This window comes from Paenibacillus agilis, from assembly GCF_007786455.1.
GTDB classification, from domain to species: Bacteria; Bacillota; Bacilli; order Paenibacillales; family Paenibacillaceae; genus Paenibacillus_B; species Paenibacillus_B agilis.
In genome coordinates this window covers 2,692,334-2,716,840 of sequence record NZ_VNJK01000001.1, presented here as the reverse complement: position 1 = coordinate 2,716,840, position 24,507 = coordinate 2,692,334, and the positions used below count along the sequence as shown (strand labels likewise).

Sequence of the window (24,507 nt, the reverse complement as noted above, 5' to 3'; positions counted from 1 at the left end):
ATAATGACAGAATCGACTAGACGACTAGAGATTCATCAACGAGCAAGCCTGATAGCAGGCGGTTTTGTTGGTGGGTCTCTTTTTATTTTTTCAAAAGGGAGGAAGGACATATGCCTAATACGATGCTGGAATTGACTGAGCTGAATAAGACGTTCTATTCGTCAGACCATACGACACATGTGCTGGATCAAATTCATTTAACGATTGAAACAGGTGAATTTATAACGTTAATTGGACCAAGTGGGTGCGGCAAAAGTACGCTACTCAAGATCATAGCGGGTCTTGATGTGGATTATACGGGGGAAGTACTGCTTGGCGGTGAGCCAGTGAAAGCTCCTTCTCAAGAGAAAGGATTTATTTTTCAAGAACATCGCTTGTTTCCATGGCTGACGGTGGAACAAAATATCGCATCTGAGCTTTCGTTAAAGGATACCTCCGTTAGAAAGAAAGTAGATGAGTTAATTTCGCTAGTAAAGCTGAATGGCTTTGAAAAAAGTTATCCGAAGCAGCTTTCTGGCGGTATGTCACAGCGTGTTGCCATCGCACGGGCGCTGCTGCGGAATCCAAAGGTTCTGCTGCTGGATGAGCCTTTTGGTGCATTAGATGCCTTTACCCGCAATCATATGCAGGAAGCCTTGTTGGATATTTGGAGAAGCAATCGCACGACTATGGTGCTCGTTACTCATGATATCGATGAATCGTTGTTTTTATCGAATCGGGTAATTGTGCTGGATACGAAGCCCGGCAGAATTAAGGCAAGCATCCCAATTGATCTGCCTTATCCTCGCAAGCGATCAGGTAAAGCTTTTCAAGAGTTGAGGACGAAACTGATCGCTCTCTTGGAGCATGAGACAGTCGATAAACAGGATTGGCAAATATAACGTTCAGAGAATGGAGCGTCGATACTGATGAGTAAAACGTCTAACCATGCTATTTCCGCCGCAAATCCGATTTCTCACCGTCCGTCGTGGAGCAGTAAAAAAGAGAAGAAAGCTAAGCTCAATCTCTCTATTATTCGTGGAGCTTTGCTGCCTGTTTCTGTTCTCTTAACTTGGCAGATTCTTAGCACCAATGAAATCATTCCGTCGCAATTGTTTCCGCCGCCATCGCTCATTTTTCAGACCTTTATCGAAATGATTTCCTCAGGAGAGCTGTTTCATCATTTGAAAATAAGTATTGTCCGAGCACTGCTGGGCTTCACGATCGGCGGTGTTAGCGGTCTATTAATCGGTCTATTCGTAGGGATGTTCCATCGGGCAGAGCAATACATTAATCCAACCGTACAAATGCTGCGTGCCATTCCGTTGTTGGCAATCACGCCTTTGTTTATTTTGTGGTTTGGATTTGGTGAGTTGTCAAAGGTGCTGCTTATCTCGTTGGGTGCATTTTTCCCGATGTACGTGAATACGTTCCTCGGGGCTCGGAACGTGGACAGCAAGCTATTCGATGTCACGCGCGTGCTTGAGTTCAGTCGCGTCCAGCAAGTGACGAAGCTCGTTCTTCCATCTGCGCTGCCCAATGTGCTGCTTGGTTTGCGGCTTTCGTTAAGCATTGCGTGGATGTGCTTGGTCGTGGCTGAACTGATGGGGGCGGATGCAGGAGTCGGTTATCTCATTCAAGAAGCCCGCTCGTTTATGCGCACGGAAGTGATTTTTCTAGGTATTTTACTGTTTGCTGCTGTCGGGAAGCTGTCGGATTCGTTGGTGAGAGTTTTGGAAAGCCGACTACTGCATTGGCAGGATAATTATAAGGGGTAGTTGGATGTAACAAAGGAAATAAAGGAAACATAGGTAACAAAAAAGTGCAAGGATGCTCCCTTTTATTTGCAACTAGAAGGGAGTATTTTTGTGCGGTTATTTAGTGAATATGGATGCGCTTCTATCAGTTTAATGCTAACGGTTGTCATAGAGGCTATTAGATGGCAATTTACTCATTTTGAAATGTAACGGTTGGCAGCGAGCTTATTTTTTATTGGTAGCGATATCATTCACTATCAATGCTAAAATAAGCGCGTTCACGACCGTTAAAACTAGAAATTGAACGAATTCGCGTTAATAACGTCAATGGCGACCGTTAGAGAGAGAGGAATTCTCATACTACTACAATGGATTACATAGGGCCACCTTTAAATGTACATAACACCAGTCAAGTGAGTATAACTTCCTATCTGGTATAGTTACATCGAACTATATATTCCAATATATGTTTGGACTTTCAAACTAGCTCCTGATATGTTTAACAATGTTTTCTATATGTTAATGATAAAAGGGGATCAGAGAGAAATGAAGGAAAAATTTAAAGGATTAGTAATTGGTTTGACTGTTGGATCATTGATTACGGGTGCTACTGCGTTTGCAGCAAGTGGCAAAATGATTGAAGTATTCTATGGTGTTAACGATATCAAAATTGATAAAGTATCCAAAATGCCAGCGGAAGATAAGCCGTTTCTATATAACGGAACAACTTATGTTCCACTTGCATTTGTCGCTAAAGCTCTAGGACAGCAAGTAAAATGGGATGGCAGCACGAAGACCGTACATATTGGTGAGACAGAAGGTAAGAACGAGCTTTACTTCGAGCGTGATATTAAACATATGAATGTTCAATCTGGATACAAACCAACTTCTCATTATGAATATAATGCAAATAACTCGTTGTCAGATAATATTGGAAATGAATACTCAAATTATTTGAAAATAAAAATGAACGGATATGTTTCTGATGAAGATTCGTGGGAATACATTGAGTTTCCGTTAAATGGAAAAGTTAAAACTTTAAAGAGTAAAATTGGTTTGACAGACGAATTTAAAGATACTCAAGCAACATTAGTAGTAACGATTTCTGCGGATGATAAAGTTATTTACACGGAGAAATTTAAAGCTGGCGAATTTCCCAAAGATCTTGAGTTAGATTTAAAAAATGTTTTGAAGTTGCAAGTGAAAGTTCAAAAGCAAGGTGAATTTAAAACTGAAGGTGAAATCGGATTATTCAATCCTGTATTCACGAAATAATATTTATCTAGAAAAAGGTCGCTGAATAATCAGCGGCCTTTTGGTTTTGCGCTGCAAATAAGATCGTAGAGACGTATGACGTAAGTATTCTGTCGGCTTGCTAGATTTAGTATTCATTATCCAATGCACGGATAGTTTTGTTCAGTGAGATTCTAGAACCCAAAATCCAATGTCTTTCCTGTCTCCGCATACGATTTAATATTACTTAAAATCATAGGCCAGTGCTGCTGTGAATTGGCATACGACGGGTGATCGACAGGCCAATGATCATGGACAAGTGTAAGCTTGGTACACGCTCCGACTAGCTCTAAAGTAAAAGTTACTCGTGTTTCTAGTTCAGCATGGTTAGCACGATAGGAAGGTCCAGCGTGCTCAGTGTAACTAAACGTACGATTCTTTTCCAATGCAAGTATTTTCCCATACACATGTACGGTATCATCCCCGTCGTTGCCTGGTCCCACATAGGCATAATCACTGCCAATTTCAAATGTAGATTGAAGGGTGCATCCGTAGAAAGTTTGCTTGACACCCTCATCAGATACGAGTATTTGCCATACTTCCTCAGGTGTTGCTCCAATGTAGAAATTAAAAGTAAGATCCATATCCTAATCCCTCCGTGTACTTGATTTGCTTTGTTCATTGCCTGCGAAAATTATATAATGAGGTTCAACAGTTCGTATTGTAAAAACGCGACAGGTTGTTTGATAGTTGTTGACCATCTTGTTAGGAGGAACGGACATTGGAAATCATCCCTGGACGGTTACCTAAAGGAATTCTTAATGCCAAGACAGGAGATCAGACGTATGCACTAACAAGATTTCATCCTTCCCCTAAACTAAGCGCCTTCGTACAGCATTATTGGGTAGTGCAGTGGGATGTGCGTGGAAAAGCTCCGTATCCTCAAACGGTACTGTCCCATCCTAATGTAAATCTTATCGTGGAGCGAGATATGGCTCGCATTTACGGGGTTTCCAGAACGACCTCAACTCGTCTAATTGAGGATCATGGCTGGGTGGTCGGAGTGAAGTTTAAGCCAGGTGGCTTCTATCCTTTCTGGCATAAGCCTATTTCTGAGCTAACGGATCGTTCGATTTCTTTCGAAGAGGTTTTCGGGGAGGAAAGCGATTTACTCCGGGCTGATATTTTTGCAATGGAATCGATAGAATCAGCTGTACAGTTGGTGGAGTCGATGCTAGCAGCGGTGATAGAACGACTCCCGGAAGTAGAGCCAGATATGTTGTTCGTAAGTGAAGCGGTGGCTAACATTCAATCGGATCGGACGATTATGAAAGTAGACGATGTCGTGCAGCGAACGGGTCTTCATATCCGCAAGTTGCAGCGTTTATTCGATCGCTATGTGGGCGTTTCTCCGAAATGGGTCATACAGCGATATCGGCTTCATGAAGCGGCTGCCTCAATGGAGGCGGGAGAAGCAACGGATTGGTCACAATTTTCAATCGATCTTGGGTATTACGATCAGTCTCATTTTATACGTGACTTTAAGGCAATCATAGGCCGATCACCTGAGGAATATATTCGAAATGCCTAGTCGCGATCCAATCTTAAGTTGCATCATCGTCAGCTCTAATCAGTAATGGCTAGCCCCAGCAAGAGGGGAATAAGAGATTCAGGTCTCTATTACGTAAGCAACTTAGAGGTTGGAAAAGCAGGTAAACATGTAGATTAACATGTAGATTAACATGTAGATGAATACCATCATAAGCGTATAATAAAGGGACGGCAGCAAACACTAACTCAACTTACAAATGTTGATGAAGGAACATACATGATATACGATTCAAACTCAGATATATTAAGTGTCAAACGAAAGAAACAAGGAATACATAAGCCACAATCGATAAAGGAGATACGATGATAGAGAACAACGAAATGATAGAACCAGGATGGAAGTTCGATAACAGTTACGTACGCCTTCCTCAACTATTTTACACAGAGCAACAACCTACGCCTGTACATGCACCAGAAATGATCATATTCAACACTCAGCTGGCAGCATCTTTAGGATTGAACGCGAAAACGCTAAACAGCGAAGAGGGGCTGACCGTGTTTGCAGGCAATCACATTCCTGCGGGAGCTGCACCATTGGCTCAAGCCTATGCGGGCCATCAATTTGGATATTTTAATAGATTAGGGGATGGGCGTGCGCTGCTAATCGGGGAACACATTACTCCGCATGGTGAGCGATTTGATATACAGCTGAAAGGTTCCGGTCGAACACCTTATTCTCGCGGCGGGGATGGGCGAGCAGCACTTGGTCCGATGCTGCGCGAGTATATCATTAGTGAAGCGATGCATGCGCTGGGGATAGCGACTACTCGCAGTCTAGCGGTTGTCACTACGGGAGAGTTCATCAATCGCGAAACGGAATTGCCAGGCGCAATATTAACTCGGGTAGCTGCCAGCCATATTCGTGTTGGTACGTTTCAATATGCAGCCCAATTCGGGACCGTTGAAGATATTCGTGCGTTGGCTGATTACAGCATTCAAAGACACTATCCGCAAGTTTTCGATCATGAAAACCGCTATCTATCGCTGCTGCATGAAGTAATAAAGCGTCAAGCTGCATTAATTGCGAAATGGCAGCTCGTTGGTTTTATACACGGGGTAATGAATACAGATAATATGGCGATTAGCGGTGAAACGATTGATTATGGTCCGTGTGCCTTTATGGATCGCTATAATCCAGCTACGGTATTTAGTTCGATTGACAGGGACGGTCGCTATGCCTATGGCAATCAGCCGCGTATTGGCGCATGGAATCTATCGAGATTGGCGGAAGCATTGCTGCCGCTTATTCACGAAGATGAAGAGCAGGCGATTACAATCGCAGAAGATGCGATAGCAGACTTTATTGAGCTGTATCATGTGAATTGGCTTGAGGGTATGAGAGCGAAGCTAGGTATTTTTAATGAGGAGTTAGAGGATTCATCTTTAATTGAAGGCCTTCTCAGCATGATGAAAAAGTACGACGCGGATTATACGAATACGTTCCGTGCCTTAACTTTAGAACAACCAGAAGCTACTGCGTTGTTTGGCTCAGCGGAATATGCAGAATGGCATGAGCGTTGGCAAGCAAGATTGGGCAGACAGAAGCAATCGATTGCTGATTCGCAGCAGTTAATGAAGAACAGCAATCCAGCAATTATCCCGCGCAATCATCGTGTTGAAGAGGCGTTGGACGCCGCAGTGGAGGGGGATCTCACTGTCATGGAGCGATTGCTGCATGTTCTTGCGAATCCTTTCGCGTATTCGGAAGAGCAAGCTGAGTATACCTCTTCACCTCCTCCAGATGCTTGTCCTTATCAAACGTTCTGTGGTACGTAAATATTAAAGGCGGAACATTATCATTACTTAATAAGGAGAAACACAATGGAAATACGTAAGCTGAATGCTCATGAACTTCCTCCTATGGACTTGCTGCTGTTGGCAGATCCTTCTGAAACGATTGTGACAGAATATTTACAGCGGGGGCAGTGTTATGTAGCCGAAATAGATAGACGCATCGTAGCTGTTTACGTGCTGTTGCCTACAAGGCCGGAAACAATGGAATTGGTAAATGTGGCAGTACACGAGGATTTGCACGGACAAGGGATCGGGAAGCATATCGTCAATCATGCGATTGACCAAGCTAGGAAGCAAGGCTATAAGACAATCGAGATCGGCACAGGCAATTCAAGTGTAGGTCAATTAGCGCTATATCAGAAATGTGGCTTCCGAATTGTTGGCGTGGATATCGATTTCTTTGTCAGACATTATCCTGAGGAGATCATTGAAAATGGGATTCCTTGCAGGGATATGATACGCTTGGCTCAGGATTTATAAGGTAATAGCTAATAAAATAAATAATGAAATGGTTGCGGCCGCTGCTCAGTATATTGCTGGGGGCGGTCGTTTTTATTGTTCCTTTAGCAAGCCTATGAGGAGAAATGGCTCCTTTATTTTCAGGGAAATTTTACATAGAGACAACATTCCGTTGACATAACATTAATATATTCAAGTTACTATATATCAGTACTTAAACATATGAGCTAATAAACCGATATAAAAGTTAATGAATATGCTGTTTTGACCTCAAGGGAGCTAATAGCCACAATGAATCAACATCCACGTAAAAAAACCATGGTTATGGAACGATTGATACAGATGGAAGATAAGGGACGCGTTATAGAAATGCCATTCAACATGTCGTCTGCTGCAGAGCGACTTGATATAAAGATACAGGTAGACGCGTTAGGAGAGGAAGCATGTGTGATAGATTTGGGCTTCCAGGATGCAGAAGGTATGCGTGGCTGGAGCGGGGGGACCGACATCTCTTTTCAAATAGGGAGAGGTGCACCAGCTAGGAGTTATGAATCCCCAGAAATAGAAACCGAGTCAGAATGGGCGGTACTGTTATATGCTAATGAAGTGTCGCAAGCAGGATGTCGCGTCACCTTACATCTAACTTGTCAGCTCACGGCTCCATGCCGGCAGAAGGATAGCAAGTACAGCGATTACTTCCCGAATATAGAGAAAAACTTGAATAGGACCTTTGACATCAGTACAAGCCCGAGCTGCACATTGAGTGAATTAATTCGTTTAAAGGATTGATTTACTGATGTAAATAGGATTAAAGGCGACTGCAAGAGACAAAACTTTGGGTGCTTGAAGTGAATGAAAAAGCTTAGTAGGACGCTAATGTTATCGATAAACATTTTTCCTTTTGAATGGTTAGTGTTATGTACTTACTCATTGTTTGTTCGAATTTTGAATGGTGTTCATCCGATCATTTGTATGATCTGAGAGTTGTATGATGGCATAAATAAACCAATTGTGGGTCAAATTATGTAGGTACAATCACGGATAGGATGCCGATTCAAAGGAGATTACAAACATGACAAATAGTGAAGCAGTCATACAGGTACAAGCTTTTATTAAATCTGTTGAGAACGATGTGACGACTAATGGTTATACCCAACACTACTTGCGACTTCACGAAGTTGTCGTTATGCATGCGGAAGGCATTAAAGTATCAGACATTAACAAAGAAATTACCGCATTGATTCGCTATGGTGATGAACATAGCTTTCCCGAGCCGATTACGGGATTAGCAGCAGGACAATCGCTTGAAATCAAAGGCGTCTATTTGGATAAGAATACACTAGATCCGATTATTGGAAGTCCAGATGATGCGGTGCTGTATTATGCACATCGTCCAGTAGGGTATGTTGTGTATGGCGGGAAACGCTACGAATAAGCTACCTGATTAGGAAGTATATAGTAGTGTAGTAGCGTGAATATGAATGAAAGCCTGCCTCCTCTTCGAGGATAGCAGGCTGTTTCAGTTGCGAAAATTGAATTACTTGGTGTGGTTGTATATGTTAAAGAAGCAGCTCTTTCGATTCGGGAATATTAGGCGAAGACAAGAACGATGATCTCGGACCTTGCAAGCATGCGTGCATACGCTCTACCTGTTCCTCTGTAAACATCACCATCGCCGAATCATTCACGTAGTCCATATAATTCATGAACATATCGCCGTCCGGACCATTATTGCAGGAGATCTGAGGGAAGCTAGGGGTGTCAAAGTTAGGGCCGGCTTGATTAGGAGTATCCTCTACAAGATCGCTGCCTGTACATTCTGTTCCTGGTTCCATGCCGTCATCTCCCCAGATGTGGCGAAGATCGAGCCAGTGACCCACTTCATGGGTAAGGGTTCTGCCTAAATTGAATGGAGCCTCTGCGGTTCCTAATGTACCGAATGCCTGATACGAGCATACGACGCCGTCAGTATGGGCAGGTCCTCCTGGAAATTGTGCATAGCCAAGTAAACCAAAGCTTAATGCGCACACCCATATGTTCAAGTATTGATCAGATGGCCAAGCGTCAATCCCACCTGTAGCGCTTGCTTTGACATCATCCTCAAAGGCTGAAAATTGGACTTTAGAAGTTTGGGTTCGAGTAATTCCTGTAGTAGGCAGTCCTTCTGGATCGATAGTCGCTAAATGGAACTCAATGTCAGCATCTTCAGCAGTATCCTCCCACACAGGTGGAACTTGAGATATATCCGGGTTTTGTTTGCGGAAATCTTGATTGAGCACGAGCATCTGACTAGCAATTTGTTCATCTGAAATGTTCTGTGCTGGATTGTTCCAGAGTACATGTACAACAACAGGAATACTTACCACATCACGTTGTCCGACACGGGCAAGCATGACATTTTGACGATAGCCAGCTTCAATTCGTTGACGTTCCTGTGCATAATGCTCAGACTGTGCTAATAGTTGTTGATGGACATGTAAGGTAGCGCATGTTCTCCTTACCGGCAGGTCTGTTGTTGGAAGCTTAGCGTGTGGTTCATTCATACCTATCCCTTCTTTCCATTTGAAATGTGGAGATAAAGAAGATAGTAATGACAATAGATGTTAGACTAGAGCTACTAGACGCCTCAGGATATGCAATTGTGAGTGGAAGATGTTAATTAACATCTTATACTAGAAGGACTTAATTATACCATATTTACATCCGATTGTAATGTCACGATTTGTGTCAAAGTGAATAGAGAGAAATAAATCCAGATTCTAGGTAATTAATGATTGCTATTTATTACGATATCGTATTAAAATAAAAAACAAGAAGTACATCGTCATACTGGAGGAACTACACCGTGATAGAACAACTGCTGGATCTGTTCGTTAAGAACGGATTGCGGCCTTTAAATTGGATGCCAGAGGCACGAGAGCTGGAGCAATCGGTAAACAGCTCGGAACTATCTGCGCTCGTACTGCTTGATTATTATGAGGAGCTGACGATGTCGGAGCTGGCTGAGCATTTGGGCGCTCCACTTAGTACGATTACAAGTTTGGCGAAACGACTCGTTCGTAAAGAATTGATTGCACGCAGTCAATCCGAGCGAGATCAGCGAATTATTCTTGTTCGACTAACTTCTGAAGGGAAGCAGCTGGCATTACAGGCTAAGGCTATACTAGAAAGCTCCTTAGAACGTGTTCAGAGTGCTTTGACTGCTGATGAGCTGCAGCAGTTTATAACATTGGCACTGAAAGTTGGAAGGGCGTTGCAGCAAGATAGTAAGGAAGAGAAAGTTAAGCCAGCAAAGTCGCTGCACAAAATACAAATAGAAGATTAGCGGCCGCTGGGTAGTCAAATTTTTTTAGGTATTTACTACGATATCGTAGTAATGCAAAACATAAAGTATCCTCACCTTAGAATATGCACAAGACATCATCTAACGACGAGATGGAGGGTTTTTGTGATGAGAATATTGCTATATACAGGTAAAGGCGGAGTAGGTAAAACGAGTGTGGCAGCAGCTACGGCTGTAAAGTTAGCTTCGGAAGGATATCGTACACTAGTGCTGAGTACAGATGCGGCACACAGTTTATCAGATTCGCTTGATATACCGCTTGGCAGTGAGCCCGTTCAAGTTGCGGAAAGGCTGTGGGGACTTGAAGTAGATAGTGTGCGTGAGACCGAAAAACATTGGGGAGCCGTACAAAGTTGGCTGACAGGAATGATGAATTGGGCGAAGCTCAATGACGTGTCTACCGAAGAAATGCTTGTGTTTCCGGGTATGGAGGAACTATTCAGCTTACTGCAAATTAAGCGTCATGCTGATAGTGGCAACTATGACATTATTATTGTAGACTGTGCCCCGACTGGAGAAACGCTGCGCCTGCTTAGTTATCCGAACGTGATGAGCTGGTGGATGGAGAAAATATTCCCTTATGAACGGAGACTCATCAAGCTAGTACGTCCTGTGGCCAAGATTGTCACGGGAGGGATGGAGCTGCCGGATGATAAAGTGATGAACAATATTGAATCATTCGTTCATGAACTGGAAGAACTTCATAAGCTGATTCTCGATCCAGCTATTACATCAGTAAGGTTAGTGATGATTCCTGAGAAGATGGTCGTGTCTGAAGCGAGAAGGGCATTTACCTATTTGAATTTGTTCGGGTTTAATACAGATGCGGTTATCGTCAACCGTGTTCTTCCAGAAGAGGCTGCTGTAGGCTATTGGGATGAATGGCGTACTATTCATGCGAAATACGAGGAAGAAATACAGAACAGCTTCAGTCCTTTGCCCATTTTGCGTATTCCGTTAATGAAATCTGAAGTTGTTGGTCAATCGATGCTGCAGAAAATTAGTGAGCAGGCATTTGGTGAGCAGGATGCTGGGGCTGTGTTACATGTAGGCAGAGTGCAAGAAATTCGTAAAGAGGATGATGTCTACTATTTAGATCTCACCTTGCCATTTATGCATAAAGAAGATCTCCAGCTTAGTCAAAAAGGGGATGAACTTACGGTTCAAGCAGGCCCATATAAAAAGAAGGTATTGCTGCCAAGAGCATTGTTTGGCCGTTCGATCGCAGGTGCTCGCTTTATAGACCAAAAGCTGTCGATAAAGTTTGGAGAACGTTCGGCTGAAGAGGAAAGGGGTCTTGGTGATGAAGCGAGATGACGTAATACTGCTTGTAAACCATCTGTATTCGATGCATGAAGCGTTGAAAGAAAGCTATATGCCTCGTATTCCGGGTAACGCACAAGATCATTTTCGTGCGATGAAAAAAGAAGCATTGCTTGGGACTCGTTCTCTGTTAGACGCTGTTATCGAAGGATTGGATAACTCCGCTGATAGGGAGGAGGTTTCTGCCCAACAGAACAAACCTAATCAAGGTCATCGAGACCATGCGAATATAGAAGGCAGGCGCTCTCACCGCAGTAGCAGTTCTAACATTGAGATTACAGATTGACTTTCTTTTAAAAAATGGATACAAAAGTGCAGTTATTTCATTGCTCTGGTTCCTTGGAGTGAGGATCGCAGCGAAATAACTGCATAATTGTATCCTTTTACATTCTTATTGCTGCTCATAGCGCTCAAAGGGCACGTGTTTACATCAATTTTTGTTAGCAGGTTAGCTGTTTGTGAAGCAGTTGTACTTCATTTCGACTCATTATTCCTATTAGGCCATCCAGTGCTCTGGAGTATTAAAAGCAGCAGGCAATTTAGTTGTTCTATCGCCATTCGCCGAATTGACTTGCGCTTGTGTAAGAAAATACTGCCTACAAGATTCGCTCCCCTTAGATCAGCGTCTCTTAAGTCTGCGCCAATTACATCCGTCATTCTCATATCGGTATTTCGTAGGTCAGCAGCAATAAATAGCACGCCTCTCAAATTCGCACCTTTTAAATCAGCCCCTCTTAAATTGACCCCGATACAATCTCTTCCTTTGATCAAATTACGCTGGCTATTCAAGAGTTTACTGCTGCTTTTTATTTTAGAACGCACCAATTCGCTTGCTTGCAGCAATAAGGGATTAATTATCGCTCTATGCTCAGCAATATGAAGCCGTATGAGAGCTGATGGTGGAAGTTGTGTAAGACGTTCTGTTTCCGCAAGAGCTATCTTCAAATCTTCATAGATCGGGTGTGCGTCCTTGAAATGAAGTGCTTCATATAAATAATAAAGCATTTCATGAAGCTGCTGCATAATTGGCAGCACATCAAACATTTCCTTAGCTGTGGCAGGATTGTCTCGCCAATTTTGTCCGCTGTATGTATGTTGTGAAATTTTTTGGCCCGCTCCAAAGCATTCATAGACGGTACAACCGCGAAAGCCACTATTTCTCAACTGATTATGAATGCCGCAGCGATAATCTGCTTGCAGGTTGCGACAAGGTGTACCGCTATCTTTATCAAAAGCAAAGTCAGCGGTTTTCGCATAGGGCAGGGCAATACAGCATAAGCCAAAGCAAGTTTCGCAGTCTGCACGAAATCTATTTTTCGTTTGGTTGTAATCAATTGATGTAGAGGACAAGCGATTGCACATCCTTACTAAAGTATTGGTGTTTTGATTTACCATATTTTACGTATTCGACATTGCATTGTGTTAATCCTTGCTGTGAGTATGCAAACAAAGAGCGCTGACGAAACGAGTCGGCACCCTTTGTACGATAAGCACTAGAAACTTTTTTACACTCAACGTTTACTGTATATGACTTATAGTTGTATTCGTGTTCGCAGATGGTTTCTCGGCAGCTGTCGATTTTTTAATCGGTGTCCATTTCCAATACGTAAACATTCTCCACAGCCACTCAATGGGGCCGTATGCAAATCGAGACAGCCACCAAGAGCTGAATTTGGCCTGCAAGACGATTGTGACACAGGCAATAACAAGGCCCCAGAACACGCCTACGCTGTGGATGAGACCAATCCCCTTCAACAAGATGCCTGCAGGAATGAACAATAGAGTGAATATAATCGTGTGTGATAAATAATTGGTTAGCGACATTTTCCCAATCGCTTGAAAAGGCTTAAAAAAACGTTCTCCGAAACGGGTTGTAAATAAGTACATGATGCCGAACAAATAGCCAAGCATCGTAAGTCCATTCCCGATAATAAGTAAATCAGCCCACGCTTCGTGACTATTTGAGAGGTACAATATTGCTTTGATAGGCCATCCAATAATCAAAAATATCAATGAGAGCAAGCCATTTCGCGTCCTGTTGTCCTCTAATCGATGGAACCAATTGCTGTGCATTGCATACATCCCAAGAAGGAAATAGGGAAGCACTTCAGTTGCGGAAGCCCATAGCGTATGAAATAAACTTTCGAACGGATTCCATAATCCAGGGGAAATTAAATTTGCCAAGTCCATAATATGAAACAGTGGCTTGTCTACGATATCGAGTGGCCTGAGTATTAGGGATATGATAGGCGCTGACAACCAGATGAGAAGTGAGCTGACCAGCAAAGTCTTAGGTTGACATTTTAAAAATAGAAGAAGGAGAAACCCAGCTGCCCCATACGTTGCTAATATGTCACCTTGCCATAAATAGAGATAATGGATAAGTCCTAATCCAAACAAAAAGAGAAAACGCCGCAAAAAGGTTAGTTCTACACGCAATCCTCGTCTCTCCAAACTGCGAAACAAAATAACAAAGCCTACTCCGAACATGAAAGAAAATAAAGGACGATAGCTGCTGCTGGTGAAAATTTGCACGAAATCAGTTAGCACTTTATCAAGGTTAATTAGCTTTGTGATTTCCTCTGGTGAGGGGTACTGAAACATAATGATATGCAGCAATAAAATACCGAACAATGCGAATCCTCGTATCGCATCTAATACTGGCAAACGTTCCGTTTTCAAATTAATCACTCTCCACTCCATATTCTCTCTTTCTATTCTCGAACAACATCATCATAAGTGCTGTAGATGTTAATGATGTGTCAATTAACTACTAAAAAAGACACACAAAAAACATAATGATCGATTACAATATTTAGGAAAGAAAATAGAATAAGCCCTTTCATGGCTAGCACAAAGGGGAGGACATAAAATGGGGTATAGTGTACTCATTGTTGAAGATGAGAGTCGGATTCGGGAAATTGTGAGCGATTATTTTGAACAAGAAGATTGGGTCGTACATGAAGCAGAGAATGGGAAAGAAGCAATGAATATGCTCCTTTCCTTAACTGTGGATTTGATTATAGTCGATATTCTCATGCCAGAGATGGACGGATGGAGTGTATGCCGCCAAGTTCGCAAGCGATCGGCTGTGCCGATCATCATTTTGACGGCACGAAGTGATGATGACGATAAGTTAATGGGATTTGAGCTGGGGGCAGATGATTATGTAACGAAGCCATTTAGTCCCAAAGTGCTCGTCGCGAGAGCTGCGATGCTAATGAAGCGGGTTGAAGGTACGGTAGGTATGGAGCATCAATTGATCAAGTTCGGTAGTATTTCGATATTTAAGCAGGGCAGAAACATTGAAGTAGATGGCCAACAAGTGGAGCTAACGCCGAAGGAATTTGATATTCTCATGTATATGTACAAGCACAAGGGAATTGTAGTTGCTAGAGAAACGCTGCTCGATCATATATGGGGTTATGAGTATGATGGGGAACTGCGCGTTGTGGATACACATATTAAGAAGCTGAGGGCAAAGCTAGGAACAGGAGCTTCCCATATACGTACCGTGACAGGTTCAGGCTATAAGCTAGAGGTGAAAGTATGAAAAAGCGTGGCATTACGTTTAAGCTATTTGCGCTCACTTCTGCGATTTTTGTGTTATTCTACGCGCTGCTCACTGCAGGGCTGTTTATCTTTTTCGAGCAATTTTATGAAAAACATAACATTAAAACGGTAAAGGATAGTTTATATTCGTATATTAAAGAATCATATGAAGAGGAAACCGATGAGGCTCAATATGTATTGAAGAACGATGCTCTTCTTGCCATACTTGAACCAGACGGCAGCAACATTTACACCAATCCCTTTGTCCTTGAAGTTCTTGTGGAAAATAAAGGGAGTTATATGGTTCCTCTCTTTATGTTCTACAACAATAAAGAGCTGCTTGAAGCGGGTGTGAAAACGGGAGATTCTATTACGCTGACAGGGTTGTTAGGAGAAAACGCTACGATTTCTAAAAAAATGAACAGCCGCTTGTTTTATCCATATATCATTTCGTATAAAGATAACGTTATTACAGGAGGGCCTGAGGAAAAGGTAGACACAAACGGGATGACCCAGTTGTCGGGGGTGATTACAGGGATCCAATATCCCGATCAACCGTTTATAGATGCTCCATATGATGAACGTAATGAGATTATTGCAGAAGCGATTGATAGGTTGTTCCCATTAACAGATGCTCAGCTTAGTCTGCTTGGAACAGGCGAGTCCATGGAAGTTACATGGTTGGACAGCAAGACTGGGGCCGATCATCTCATTGAAATTCAACCAATCCTACAGCATGGAAATTTAAATGAACTTATATTTTCCGTTTCCGCCCACCAAGAGATAGGCGAGAGCTTTGATGCACTGAAGACGTACTATATTTACATAGGTATTGGAGGATTTGTTGTTATCATTTTGCTATCCTTTATGTTCTCCAAAATTGTGAGCCAACCGATTTTGAAAATGAATCATGTCGCTTCTCGGATGGCGCGACTTGATTTCTCTGCCGTCTCTGAAGTTAAAAGTTACGATGAAATGGGCAGTTTGTCCGAAAGTTTAAACAGCCTTTCCAACAACCTTCAGCGTTCTATGAATGAGCTTCAGGACGCGAATGAGCAATTGCAAAAAGATATGGAACATAAACAAAAGATGGAACAGCTTCAGAAGGAGTTCATAGCGAATGCCTCTCACGAATTAAAAACGCCATTAAGTATTGTGAAAAGCTACGCAGAAGGTTTATTGGATGATGTAGTCGCACATAAACGGACTCGATATACAGAAGTGATTCTGGATGAAGCGGGTAAGATGGAGACACTCGTAAACGATATGCTGGAGTTAGCTAAACTCGATTCCCCCGTAACGAGATTGAAGTTGGAAAGCTTTTCACTTATCGATTTGCTGCAAGAGATTATCGACAAACTCACCAAACATCTGAGGGAGAAACATTTACATGTCATCATCCATACCCATGATGAGGCAGAGCAAGCTTGGGCAGATTCGAAGCGTATCGAACAGGTTCTAACCAACATCCTCGTCAATGCGATTCGTCATTCGGATACCAGTAGTACAATTTCGGTGACGCTTAAACCTGAGCAGGTAGATGGGAGCCAGCATGTGCATGTTCGAATCGATAATCATGGAGAACATATTCCAGAGGAACAGTTGGCATTTATTTGGGATCGATTTTATCGTGGAGAGCAGTCCCGCAATCGTAAAATGGGCGGAACGGGCTTAGGTCTCGCCATTACGAAGCATATTTTGGATTTGCACGGTAGTCGATACCATGTGTTCAATACAGAACAGGGAGTGGCGTTCGCATTCACTGTTCCAGCGGAGCATAAGGATGATAATACCTCGCAACTGATGATTAGGGATGGAAATATGTAAGTGAGGCGAGGATAAGAAATAAATAAATCAAACAAGTAAGCAAGCATCTTAAGTGCGATAAGAGGTTCCGATTTCTTATCTGACTACAAAGATGCTTTTTTATATGCAATCACGCAAAAGTAACTGGAGCCATTCTATTGAGTTGAGGTGTCTTTTTACTAATCCATCAATATTTTCTAGCCGAGGAGCCCATAATAAGGGGACTGATGAAAGCGGTGGTGAAAATGAGCATACTCAATCGCCTGCATGATGTATTTGCGGAAAACTGCCAATGGACATGCAGATTTTTTAGTATTCATGGCAGCACGGTCCATGTGATGTTTTTAAACAACGTGGCAGATGACGAATTGTTAAGCGAAGGAATACTAAGGCCGTTACAAAAGCTTGATGTGCACGCTGTAGAACAGTTGACGCCAGACCTTTTGCTTGGGCAGCTCCCGCTCAAAAAAGGGGAATTATCGCACGATCTAGATCAAATCTGCCATAAGCTCATGTTAGGTTGGAGTTATGTATGGATTCAAGATTGTAGTGAAGGTCTCTTAATGTGTACAGCAGCCCATCACGAACGTACTTTGAGCAAAGCCGAGATCGAATCTGATGAGTATGGACCACAAGTCGCTTTTGTTGAGGAATTGTCCACCAATCTGGCTTTATTATATAAGCTGCTTCCTGATTCCAAGCTCTGTGTCAGTTCTTTGGAAATGGGAAATGTATCGAAAACAGTGGTCAATATCGTTTATTTAAAAGAATACGCGAATGAGGATCAAGTGGCCCTGTTACGGTCTAGGATTTCATCCCTTCAACATATTAATGGCATGCTCGATTCGCTGAAGCTAGCACAACTCCTTGATGATAATGTAGCCACGCTCTTTCCAACGATGCTGCATACAGAACGTCCTGACCGGGTATGTCAGGGCCTGCTGGCCAATAAAATTGCACTCTTTGTGGATGGCAGTCCATTTGCAGTACTTTGTCCCGTTACGATCTATGAGTTCTTTCATGCTGGCAGCGATATGTACCAGCGTTGGATCGTTGGCGTGCTGCTCCGTTTGCTGCGCATGAGCGCCATTATTGCGTCGGTATTTGTTACTTCTATTTATGTAGCAGCCATTACGTTTCATTATCAAGTCATTCCACCTGAGCTGCTGAAGACGTTAATCGAATCCCACAGTAAAGTCCCGTTTCCACCTATACTGGAAGCTCTGATGCTGGAAGTCATGATAGAGCTGCTTCGTGAATCCAGTATACGGATGCCAAGCAAAGTGGGACAGACGATGGGGGTTGTAGGCGGTATCGTTATCGGACAAGCTGCTGTGGAGGCTGGATTTGTCAGTAATATTTTGCTCATGATCGTAGCGTTAGGCACCTTGTCATCATTTGTGGTTTCTAACTTCGCTATGGGTAATTCGCTGCAAATTATTCGCTTCCCACTTATTGTACTTGCAGGTACGTGGGGAGGTATAGGGATTGTTGTGGGAGCTAGCTTCATTATTATTCATTTAGCTAGACAAACTAGCCTAGGTGTCCCGTATTTGCAACCTATGAATATGTTAGATAGCAAAACAGATGAACATTCGGTGCTGCGAATGATATGGAAATTAATGAAGCGTGAGAAAAGCAGCTATCGTATCCGTAAGCCAAAGGAAGATTTTGCAGAGTAGAGGTTAAACTTATGAGCAATAAAGAGGTGGAAAGTCCGACACTCCTTCACCCCATGTTTACAATGGTGTTTATGTTCGTGACCCAAATATCCATTGGCATGTTGGCTTTTCAAAAATATGTGTACCGTGAATCCGAGCATGATGCGTGGATTTCTGTTGTTGTTGCGGGTTTATTTGCTCATGTTATTCTGTTTCTCATCATGAAAACGTTAAAGCGGTATCAATATCAGGATTTGTTTCACATCCATGTCCGCTTATTTGGAAAATGGTTTGGCGGGGCATGCAATCTAATCATTATTTGTTACTGGTTCAGTGTTTCCGTCTATATTTTACGTAACTATATTGAGGTATTGCATATTTGGATTTTTGCAGAAGTGCCGGTCTGGGTTTTTACCGCCTTATTTTTTGCGTTGATTATATACGCGCTGTCAGGTGGATTAAGAGTGATTGGTATCGTATCCCTTGTGAATCTCCTGTTAGTAGGTTGGATGGCGGTGCTGCTCTACTTACCGATTAGACAAGCAGAGTGGAAGCTTCAACTGCTGCCTCTTATGGAGGCTAGCTTGGGACAAATTATGATGGGGTCTTTAGCGATGGGTGCGACGTTGGGCGGATTTGAGGTTGTGTACTACGTGAGTCATCGGATGAAGCAGCCGCATCGAATAAGTACATATGCCCAACTTGGATTGCTGTTCGTTAATTTACTGTATGTCATTGTCATGCTCGTATCCATCGGATACTACAGTGAGCACCAAATTTTGAATAACTCTTGGGGAACGCTATCTTTGTTTAAAATTGTGCAATTTGCATTCCTTGAAAGACTGGAGTTTGTGTTGATTATGCTGTGGCTGCTTATTATTGTGGCAAATTTGCTTGTGAACTATTGGATTATGACGCAGGGACTTCATCGAGTGTTTAACGTAAAACGCAAATACGCTTGTATCGTTATTATGTTAATGGCCTTAGTTTGCAACATGCTGCTGAAGACAGGAGATCAATTAGCTGTCGTCTCTGGACTCGTCGGTAAGTTTTCCATTTTGTTTTCGTTCGCTTATCCAGTCGTTATTTATATCGTTGCTCACATCGTAGAATGTGTAAGATCTCGGGCAAAGGAAGCGTGATGACGTATCAAACATAGAGAGAGGAAAGGGATTTGTTTCGTAGTGTATACGCTGCTTATCCTAATGGTGGTGACGGGGTGTGCGGAGTCCAAAATTATTGATAAGTTGGGCATTTTAGTTGCCGTTGGTTACGATTTGACGGAGGAAGACAGCAATGATCGAATACGCACTACCGTTTTATCTTATAAGCCGGGTGCTACATCGACCAGTACCGTTCCGACTAGTGCTTCCAATAATACAAGTAAAGGAGTACGTGAAAAACTTAGTCTTCGCACATCGACGAAAGAAGTAATTGGGCAGCTGCGGGTAGCTGCTTATGGTGAGCCGCTTGCGAGAGAAGGCATTATTACGCTTACAGATACATTCCAACGAGATTCTGAAATTGGGACCAGTGTCTATCTTGTCGTGGCAAAGGATTCCGCAGAACAATTGTTGAACGCTAAAAATAAGCAGCAGGCTGGCACTGGCGATTATTTATATGAATTAGTTAAAAAAAATATTGAATCGGGCATCGTACCGTCACCAACGCTCCATAATTTTTTAAATGCGTACTATCGAGCAGGCAAAGACCCTGTTTTGCCGTATATCGAGGTGCGAGGAGACGAGATTCTTATTTCCAAGCTGGCGTTAATGAAAGATGATCGGATGATTGGCAGCTTGAACTTGTCGGAAAGCTTTCTCGTTAAAGCGATGATGGGAAGCAATCATTTTTTGACACACGAGATTGAATTGAATACGGATCGCCTTCGTAAATACTACGAGCCCACGTTCGATAAGCTCTATGTCACTCTTTCTCATATTGTGACGAAATCACGTATTAAGCTTATCAATAAAGACACTCCTGAGTTCCACATCCAGATTCAGATGAAGGGAGAAATGGAGGAAATTAGTGATCTGGTCAATCTTGAAAAGGCAGAGGTCATTCATGCACTACAGCGGGAAGCAGCAGAAACGCTGAAATCCGAATTTGAAGATGTTATGAAGAAGCTTCAGACGAAACAAGTGGACCCTGTTGGATTTGGCAGCCATTATCGATCATCAGTACGGGTGAAAGATTTTACTGCTAAGAAGTGGCGGGAAATGTTGAAAGAGGCTAAGTTCGAATTTGATGTAAAAGTAACTTTTGTTAATGTTGGTATAACGAGTTAAGCATAGGTCATTGTGCTTAGGGAATCTTATAAAAGACCTAGGAAATCTTTTGACTTCTAGCGTAAAGAAATGATATATTTATCGATATTATTTTAATCGTTAGATGAGAAGGGATGTACGCAAGTGACAGCAAGTGAAGACATTAAGCCGGTTTTAACACCTACTAAAATTTTGAAATGTAGAAATGCTGAATGTAAAGTATGGGTACGCGATGAATTTGCATCTACGGAACAGACTTGTCCGATTTGCAAAGGACCAATGATTAAAAGTATTAAACATTTACCTGCTGTACAAAACAAAATTAAACGTCAGCCACGCAAGCCGAAGTCGGAGTTTGATATTTAACATTCGTTTGCTGCTAATGAATAACGAGCATCTATTTCATAGATAGCTCGTTTTTTTATGTGCATTTATCCTATTAGGACGTTAATAAATCATTGATAGCTTGCTAGATTGTCTAGTTTAGAAAAAATATTCATAATTATGGGAACTAATCTTGAGCATAAGCGTATTACTATTATTTCCATTAAAACAACAGTGGGGTGAACGTGATGTCGAGTGTAGTAAACCTTGTCACTTATCATCCAGATTATGCGGATAGCATCGCAGAAATGTGGAATCGAAGCCAAGATCATTGGGGTGGCAATACCTCCATTTATACAGGTGCACAGGTTAGGGCCGAGGAAGAAAACTCCGATGCACTCATCGTATTTTTAGCTGTTTGCGATGAGCAAGTAGTAGGATATTGCAGTGTGTGTGAATATCGAGAAGATACAGGTGCGTTGTACATAAACTTTCTCAATGTTCGTCCTGATTATCATGGTCATAAGATCGGCAAACAGCTCGTGCTCCGTGCTGTTGAAGAGACGATACAACGCGGTTGGCCGCGTATTGATCTTTATACATGGGAATCAAATATGAAGGCTGTGCCGTTATATAAAAAGTGCGGCTTCTTCTGGGAGGACAGAGAAGATACAACACACTTTATGAACTTTATTCCTCAAATCATGAATTGTGAAGCGCTCGCTCCTTATATGGAAGGAATCGATTGGTACAATGACTCCACACGAACGATTGAAGTCAAGCGTGATGGCCAAGAAACGAATGGTTTCCATACGTATACATATTCATGGAGCAAGGGTAATCGCAACGTACGTGTTGATATTGAGCGTAGGGGCAGGGGAATTTGCCTCATTGAAACCGATGATTATAAGATTTCGGCCGAAGTTGATCAGGCCAAGCCTGTGTTCGGAAAAGCATACAGTATTCAATACAAGCTCGAGAATAAGTCAGGTGTACCTCTTCGTATTGAGCTTGTAGGAGAGAATGATCGCAATATCGAATTTGATTGGCAAAATGCTGTGGATGTTGAAGCGGAGCAAAGTTTGACAGCATCATTCTTTGTTGGTGCCATTGAGGATGAACAAAGCGATTGGCGCACATGTCCAACAGTTCGCACTCGTATTCGCATTAACGGTGCTGAAGCATTGCTGCAAGTAGGCGTAGTACCGAAACACCCTGCCAAAGTCGTCCTGCAGTCACCTGATATCCTCCATGCTGTAGGTGGAAAATATACGTTCTATTTGGATATCGAGAGCCACATGTCAGAGCCAGCCGACTTCTTGTTTGAATTGCCAGAAGTTCCATGGCTGAACGTAGAAGAACGGGCATTTCGAATCCGACTCGAGGCAAAAGAACGGGCTTCTTTACCCATCCCATACTGCCTGCTGGATTATGGCTTTTACGAGACGAAGCTCACGGTAAGAGCACTTCCCGACAACGGACCTGAAGTAGAATTTTACCGTTGGATTGGGGGCAGGTTCTGCGGACCAGGTGCAATGATTACCGGGATGGATAATGATGCACATTGGGCTGTTAATGGTAAATATGTGCTCAAATATGATAAGGAAGACAGTAATATTTTTATAGAGTGTATAGGAAAGCCCAACGATCATACGATTGTACTGTACCCTCGAATAGGCAAGCCTTATGCGAGCGAATTTTCTAAAAAGAGTCCTGTGTTTACGGAGTGGTTGGAAGAGCGGGGAGCTGTAGGTTTTAAGCATATTTATCACTCAGATGCGTACCCAGGTATTATTTTGTACAATTATGCGCTCGTATATGGTGATGGAACGGTTAAGTTATGGCAGGAACTTGAGAATACAGGTGATACTGCTACTTCTACATCATTGATGCTATCTCAGCGAATAGTTCAAGACATGCATCGAGTAATTTTGCCTTATGAAGGCCGCTACATGGAGACAACGAATTCACTTAGCAGTGACTATGACTATTGGGATGGAAGTAAAATGACGGAACCCTGGATATATGCCAGAAGGAGCTCAACTGGTATCGGCTTATGCTGGACAGATTCCTACCAAATGAATTTTGGTGATTGGTTCACAGAACTTGAGTACGATATCGGTCGTCTAGAGTCAGTCGAGAAACGTTCTAGCGAAGTAATCACGCTTTCTATTGGCGGTTTCGACGATTGGAAAGCATTTCGTGCCTATGCGCTTAAATGTAATGAAGATGACAGCTCACTCCAATTAACTTCGGATATTGAGTTTATAGCGAACGGCGGTAATTCTTTTATAGATTCAAGCGTGTCCGAAGTACAGGTCAAGCTTAATGATGTGAAGCAGAATGTGTGGGATGGAGAAGTGAGTGCCGGGTATTTGGATAAGAAGGGGACTTGCCAAGTTATTTCTAGTGCTGAATTGTCAGACGAAGATGAAGCATCTGAAGTGGAAATGCGCGTGCCAGCATTAACGGACACAGCACAACTTTTAGAAGTAAGTGCGAAAATAGGCCCGCTGCAAGCTCAGTATCATTCCATCTTGTTCCCAGTCTCTACTGAGCCTATCCGAGAACGGATTTACGATCGAGACGGATTTACGCTGCATGAAAGTTTTAATGGTCGAATTCGTCTGGAAGCGGCAAATGATTACTATCCAGGCTTATGTACATTGGAAGTAGACGGTCAAACTTGGCTTGCTTCAGCATTGCCAAACTATGAGCCTAAGTCTTGGTGGAATCCATGGCTAGGTGGAATGAGCGATTCGTTTGCAGATCTGCACGTAAACTCGGTATTAAAAGCAGATCGTGAAACTTCATTTGTAAAAATGAAAGACAGCGTAGGAAACCTTTGGTCAGGGATTCGAATTTCTTTCCAGATTAAAGAGCATGAGACGTACAAAGGACTGACTTGGAATGGATACTATCTAATGCTGCCTAATGTGCCTGTGTTGGCCTACGTATCAGACATTCATCAAGATACGGATACGTATTGGAATGGCAAAGCTGTCACAACGGATCTATGGCTCAATACGAATGCAGAGCAGTCTGCTTGGCTGCGCACGTTCCAAGCCGATGGGGAAACAATATACTATCGTCTTGGAGCAGGAGAACTGGATGTAAATGAGTATGAACATTACGCTGTTGGCATGGGGGAAGGCGGTACTATCATGCATGTGGTGACGGATGAATTGGTCCTCAAGCCTCATCTGTATTCGAACCCTGATATTACGGATTTATCTTTCGCGAGATCCGTGAATTTAGCGAATGGCAGCGTACAGAGAAGTACGCCTGTGTTCTTTGCCTTCCATGAACAACTGCTTCCGCGTACAGCGCTTGCGCAGCTGCGGAATCTTACTTTTCCACAACCTTGTGAGCTAGACGATAAAGGAGTGTAGCAG

General features: G+C 42.7%; 21 protein-coding genes and 1 pseudogene. 18 read left to right on the top strand and 4 right to left on the bottom strand.

Going from position 1 to position 24,507, the window contains the following annotated elements; genetic code table 11:
* Window positions 1-110 precede the first annotated feature (110 nt).
* From FPZ44_RS11995 to FPZ44_RS11985, 3 genes are all read left to right on the top strand, one after another.
* Entirely contained in the window at window positions 111-881 is a 771-nt protein-coding gene (locus FPZ44_RS11995) for an ABC transporter ATP-binding protein (protein ID WP_144990469.1), read from the top strand.
* 27 nt (window positions 882-908) lie between these two features.
* Window positions 909-1,757, top strand: a complete 849-nt coding sequence (locus FPZ44_RS11990) for an ABC transporter permease (protein WP_144990467.1) — start codon at window positions 909-911, stop codon at window positions 1,755-1,757.
* Window positions 1,758-2,282: 525 nt separating this feature from the next.
* Window positions 2,283-3,011 carry a stalk domain-containing protein gene (locus FPZ44_RS11985; RefSeq protein ID WP_186786025.1) on the top strand — a complete coding sequence of 243 codons (729 nt, stop codon included), beginning with the start codon at window positions 2,283-2,285 and terminating at the stop codon, window positions 3,009-3,011.
* Between the two features lie 152 nt (window positions 3,012-3,163).
* Here FPZ44_RS11985 and FPZ44_RS11980 read toward each other — a convergent pair whose 3' ends face one another.
* The gene (locus FPZ44_RS11980; RefSeq protein WP_144990463.1) at window positions 3,164-3,613 is read right to left on the bottom strand and encodes an SRPBCC family protein; all 450 of its coding nucleotides are present in this window, start codon (window positions 3,611-3,613) and stop codon (window positions 3,164-3,166) included.
* Window positions 3,614-3,750: 137 nt separating this feature from the next.
* Here FPZ44_RS11980 and FPZ44_RS11975 point away from each other — a divergent pair, with 137 nt between their 5' ends.
* The 5 genes from FPZ44_RS11975 to FPZ44_RS11955 all read left to right on the top strand — a co-directional run bounded on the left by FPZ44_RS11975 (window position 3,751) and on the right by FPZ44_RS11955 (window position 8,268).
* The gene (locus FPZ44_RS11975; RefSeq protein ID WP_144990461.1) at window positions 3,751-4,560 is read left to right on the top strand and encodes a helix-turn-helix domain-containing protein; all 810 of its coding nucleotides are present in this window, start codon (window positions 3,751-3,753) and stop codon (window positions 4,558-4,560) included.
* Window positions 4,561-4,883: 323 nt separating this feature from the next.
* Window positions 4,884-6,356, top strand: coding sequence for a protein adenylyltransferase SelO (locus tag FPZ44_RS11970; protein WP_144990459.1), 1,473 nt, complete (start codon window positions 4,884-4,886; stop codon window positions 6,354-6,356).
* Window positions 6,357-6,401: 45 nt separating this feature from the next.
* Window positions 6,402-6,854 carry a GNAT family N-acetyltransferase gene (locus FPZ44_RS11965; RefSeq protein WP_144990457.1) on the top strand — a complete coding sequence of 151 codons (453 nt, stop codon included), beginning with the start codon at window positions 6,402-6,404 and terminating at the stop codon, window positions 6,852-6,854.
* Window positions 6,855-7,124: 270 nt separating this feature from the next.
* Entirely contained in the window at window positions 7,125-7,622 is a 498-nt protein-coding gene (locus FPZ44_RS11960; protein WP_144990455.1) for a hypothetical protein, read from the top strand.
* Window positions 7,623-7,905: 283 nt separating this feature from the next.
* Window positions 7,906-8,268, top strand: coding sequence for a hypothetical protein (locus FPZ44_RS11955; RefSeq protein WP_144990453.1), 363 nt, complete (start codon window positions 7,906-7,908; stop codon window positions 8,266-8,268).
* A 124-nt stretch (window positions 8,269-8,392) separates the two neighbouring features.
* Here the strand turns inward: FPZ44_RS11955 and FPZ44_RS11950 are convergent, their stop codons facing one another.
* Window positions 8,393-9,376, bottom strand: coding sequence for a zinc metalloprotease (locus tag FPZ44_RS11950; RefSeq protein ID WP_144990451.1), 984 nt, complete (start codon window positions 9,374-9,376; stop codon window positions 8,393-8,395).
* Between the two features lie 302 nt (window positions 9,377-9,678).
* Between FPZ44_RS11950 and FPZ44_RS11945 the strand changes: the two genes are divergently transcribed.
* The 3 genes from FPZ44_RS11945 (at window position 9,679) to FPZ44_RS11935 (ending at window position 11,785) form a co-directional block, all read left to right on the top strand.
* Window positions 9,679-10,158 carry a MarR family winged helix-turn-helix transcriptional regulator gene (locus FPZ44_RS11945; RefSeq protein WP_261378298.1) on the top strand — a complete coding sequence of 160 codons (480 nt, stop codon included), beginning with the start codon at window positions 9,679-9,681 and terminating at the stop codon, window positions 10,156-10,158.
* Window positions 10,159-10,284: 126 nt separating this feature from the next.
* A complete protein-coding gene (locus tag FPZ44_RS11940; RefSeq protein WP_144990449.1) occupies window positions 10,285-11,493 on the top strand; it encodes an ArsA family ATPase in 1,209 nt (402 codons plus the stop codon).
* On the top strand, window positions 11,480-11,785 hold the full coding sequence (locus FPZ44_RS11935; RefSeq protein ID WP_144990448.1) for a hypothetical protein: 306 nt from the start codon (window positions 11,480-11,482) through the stop codon (window positions 11,783-11,785). Before FPZ44_RS11940 ends, FPZ44_RS11935 begins: the two co-directional genes overlap by 14 nt.
* A gap of 210 nt (window positions 11,786-11,995) precedes the next feature.
* Here the strand turns inward: FPZ44_RS11935 and FPZ44_RS11930 are convergent.
* Window positions 11,996-12,861, bottom strand: a pseudogene (locus FPZ44_RS11930) (pentapeptide repeat-containing protein).
* Between the two features lie 156 nt (window positions 12,862-13,017).
* Window positions 13,018-14,181, bottom strand: coding sequence for a DUF418 domain-containing protein (locus FPZ44_RS11925; RefSeq protein WP_186786024.1), 1,164 nt, complete (start codon window positions 14,179-14,181; stop codon window positions 13,018-13,020).
* 190 nt (window positions 14,182-14,371) lie between these two features.
* On the opposite strand from FPZ44_RS11925, the gene FPZ44_RS11920 reads away from it, so the two are divergent.
* The 7 genes from FPZ44_RS11920 to FPZ44_RS11890 all read left to right on the top strand — a co-directional run bounded on the left by FPZ44_RS11920 (window position 14,372) and on the right by FPZ44_RS11890 (window position 24,504).
* The gene (locus FPZ44_RS11920; protein WP_144990444.1) at window positions 14,372-15,052 is read left to right on the top strand and encodes a response regulator transcription factor; all 681 of its coding nucleotides are present in this window, start codon (window positions 14,372-14,374) and stop codon (window positions 15,050-15,052) included.
* A complete protein-coding gene (locus FPZ44_RS11915) occupies window positions 15,049-16,878 on the top strand; it encodes a sensor histidine kinase (RefSeq protein WP_144990442.1) in 1,830 nt (609 codons plus the stop codon). The genes FPZ44_RS11920 and FPZ44_RS11915 overlap by 4 nt, the downstream gene beginning before the upstream one ends.
* A 224-nt stretch (window positions 16,879-17,102) precedes the next feature.
* Window positions 17,103-18,539, top strand: a complete 1,437-nt coding sequence (locus FPZ44_RS11910; RefSeq protein WP_186786023.1) for a spore germination protein — start codon at window positions 17,103-17,105, stop codon at window positions 18,537-18,539.
* A gap of 11 nt (window positions 18,540-18,550) precedes the next feature.
* On the top strand, window positions 18,551-19,660 hold the full coding sequence (locus tag FPZ44_RS11905; RefSeq protein ID WP_144990438.1) for a GerAB/ArcD/ProY family transporter: 1,110 nt from the start codon (window positions 18,551-18,553) through the stop codon (window positions 19,658-19,660).
* Window positions 19,661-19,702: 42 nt separating this feature from the next.
* Window positions 19,703-20,809 carry a Ger(x)C family spore germination protein gene (locus FPZ44_RS11900; RefSeq protein WP_144990436.1) on the top strand — a complete coding sequence of 369 codons (1,107 nt, stop codon included), beginning with the start codon at window positions 19,703-19,705 and terminating at the stop codon, window positions 20,807-20,809.
* A 123-nt stretch (window positions 20,810-20,932) separates the two neighbouring features.
* Complete coding sequence (locus FPZ44_RS11895) at window positions 20,933-21,154, top strand: cold-inducible protein YdjO-related protein (RefSeq protein WP_144990434.1); 222 nt, start codon at window positions 20,933-20,935, stop codon at window positions 21,152-21,154.
* A 206-nt stretch (window positions 21,155-21,360) separates the two neighbouring features.
* Complete coding sequence (locus tag FPZ44_RS11890; protein ID WP_144990432.1) at window positions 21,361-24,504, top strand: GNAT family N-acetyltransferase; 3,144 nt, start codon at window positions 21,361-21,363, stop codon at window positions 24,502-24,504.
* Window positions 24,505-24,507: the final 3 nt, after the last annotated feature.

Bases quoted from the DNA above. Each gene is read 5' to 3' on its own strand.
- FPZ44_RS11995 (WP_144990469.1), top strand. From the start codon at position 111: ATGCCTAATACGATGCTGGAATTGACTGAGCTGAATAAGACGTTCTAT.
- FPZ44_RS11990 (WP_144990467.1), top strand. From the start codon at position 909: ATGAGTAAAACGTCTAACCATGCTATTTCCGCCGCAAATCCGATTTCT.
- FPZ44_RS11985 (WP_186786025.1), top strand. From the start codon at position 2,283: ATGAAGGAAAAATTTAAAGGATTAGTAATTGGTTTGACTGTTGGATCA.
- FPZ44_RS11980 (WP_144990463.1), bottom strand. From the start codon at position 3,613: ATGGATCTTACTTTTAATTTCTACATTGGAGCAACACCTGAGGAAGTA.
- FPZ44_RS11970 (WP_144990459.1), top strand. From the start codon at position 4,884: ATGATAGAGAACAACGAAATGATAGAACCAGGATGGAAGTTCGATAAC.
- FPZ44_RS11965 (WP_144990457.1), top strand. From the start codon at position 6,402: ATGGAAATACGTAAGCTGAATGCTCATGAACTTCCTCCTATGGACTTG.
- FPZ44_RS11960 (WP_144990455.1), top strand. From the start codon at position 7,125: ATGAATCAACATCCACGTAAAAAAACCATGGTTATGGAACGATTGATA.
- FPZ44_RS11955 (WP_144990453.1), top strand. From the start codon at position 7,906: ATGACAAATAGTGAAGCAGTCATACAGGTACAAGCTTTTATTAAATCT.
- FPZ44_RS11950 (WP_144990451.1), bottom strand. From the start codon at position 9,376: ATGAATGAACCACACGCTAAGCTTCCAACAACAGACCTGCCGGTAAGG.
- FPZ44_RS11940 (WP_144990449.1), top strand. From the start codon at position 10,285: ATGAGAATATTGCTATATACAGGTAAAGGCGGAGTAGGTAAAACGAGT.
- FPZ44_RS11935 (WP_144990448.1), top strand. From the start codon at position 11,480: ATGAAGCGAGATGACGTAATACTGCTTGTAAACCATCTGTATTCGATG.
- FPZ44_RS11920 (WP_144990444.1), top strand. From the start codon at position 14,372: ATGGGGTATAGTGTACTCATTGTTGAAGATGAGAGTCGGATTCGGGAA.
- FPZ44_RS11915 (WP_144990442.1), top strand. From the start codon at position 15,049: ATGAAAAAGCGTGGCATTACGTTTAAGCTATTTGCGCTCACTTCTGCG.
- FPZ44_RS11910 (WP_186786023.1), top strand. From the start codon at position 17,103: ATGAGCATACTCAATCGCCTGCATGATGTATTTGCGGAAAACTGCCAA.
- FPZ44_RS11905 (WP_144990438.1), top strand. From the start codon at position 18,551: ATGAGCAATAAAGAGGTGGAAAGTCCGACACTCCTTCACCCCATGTTT.
- FPZ44_RS11890 (WP_144990432.1), top strand. From the start codon at position 21,361: ATGTCGAGTGTAGTAAACCTTGTCACTTATCATCCAGATTATGCGGAT.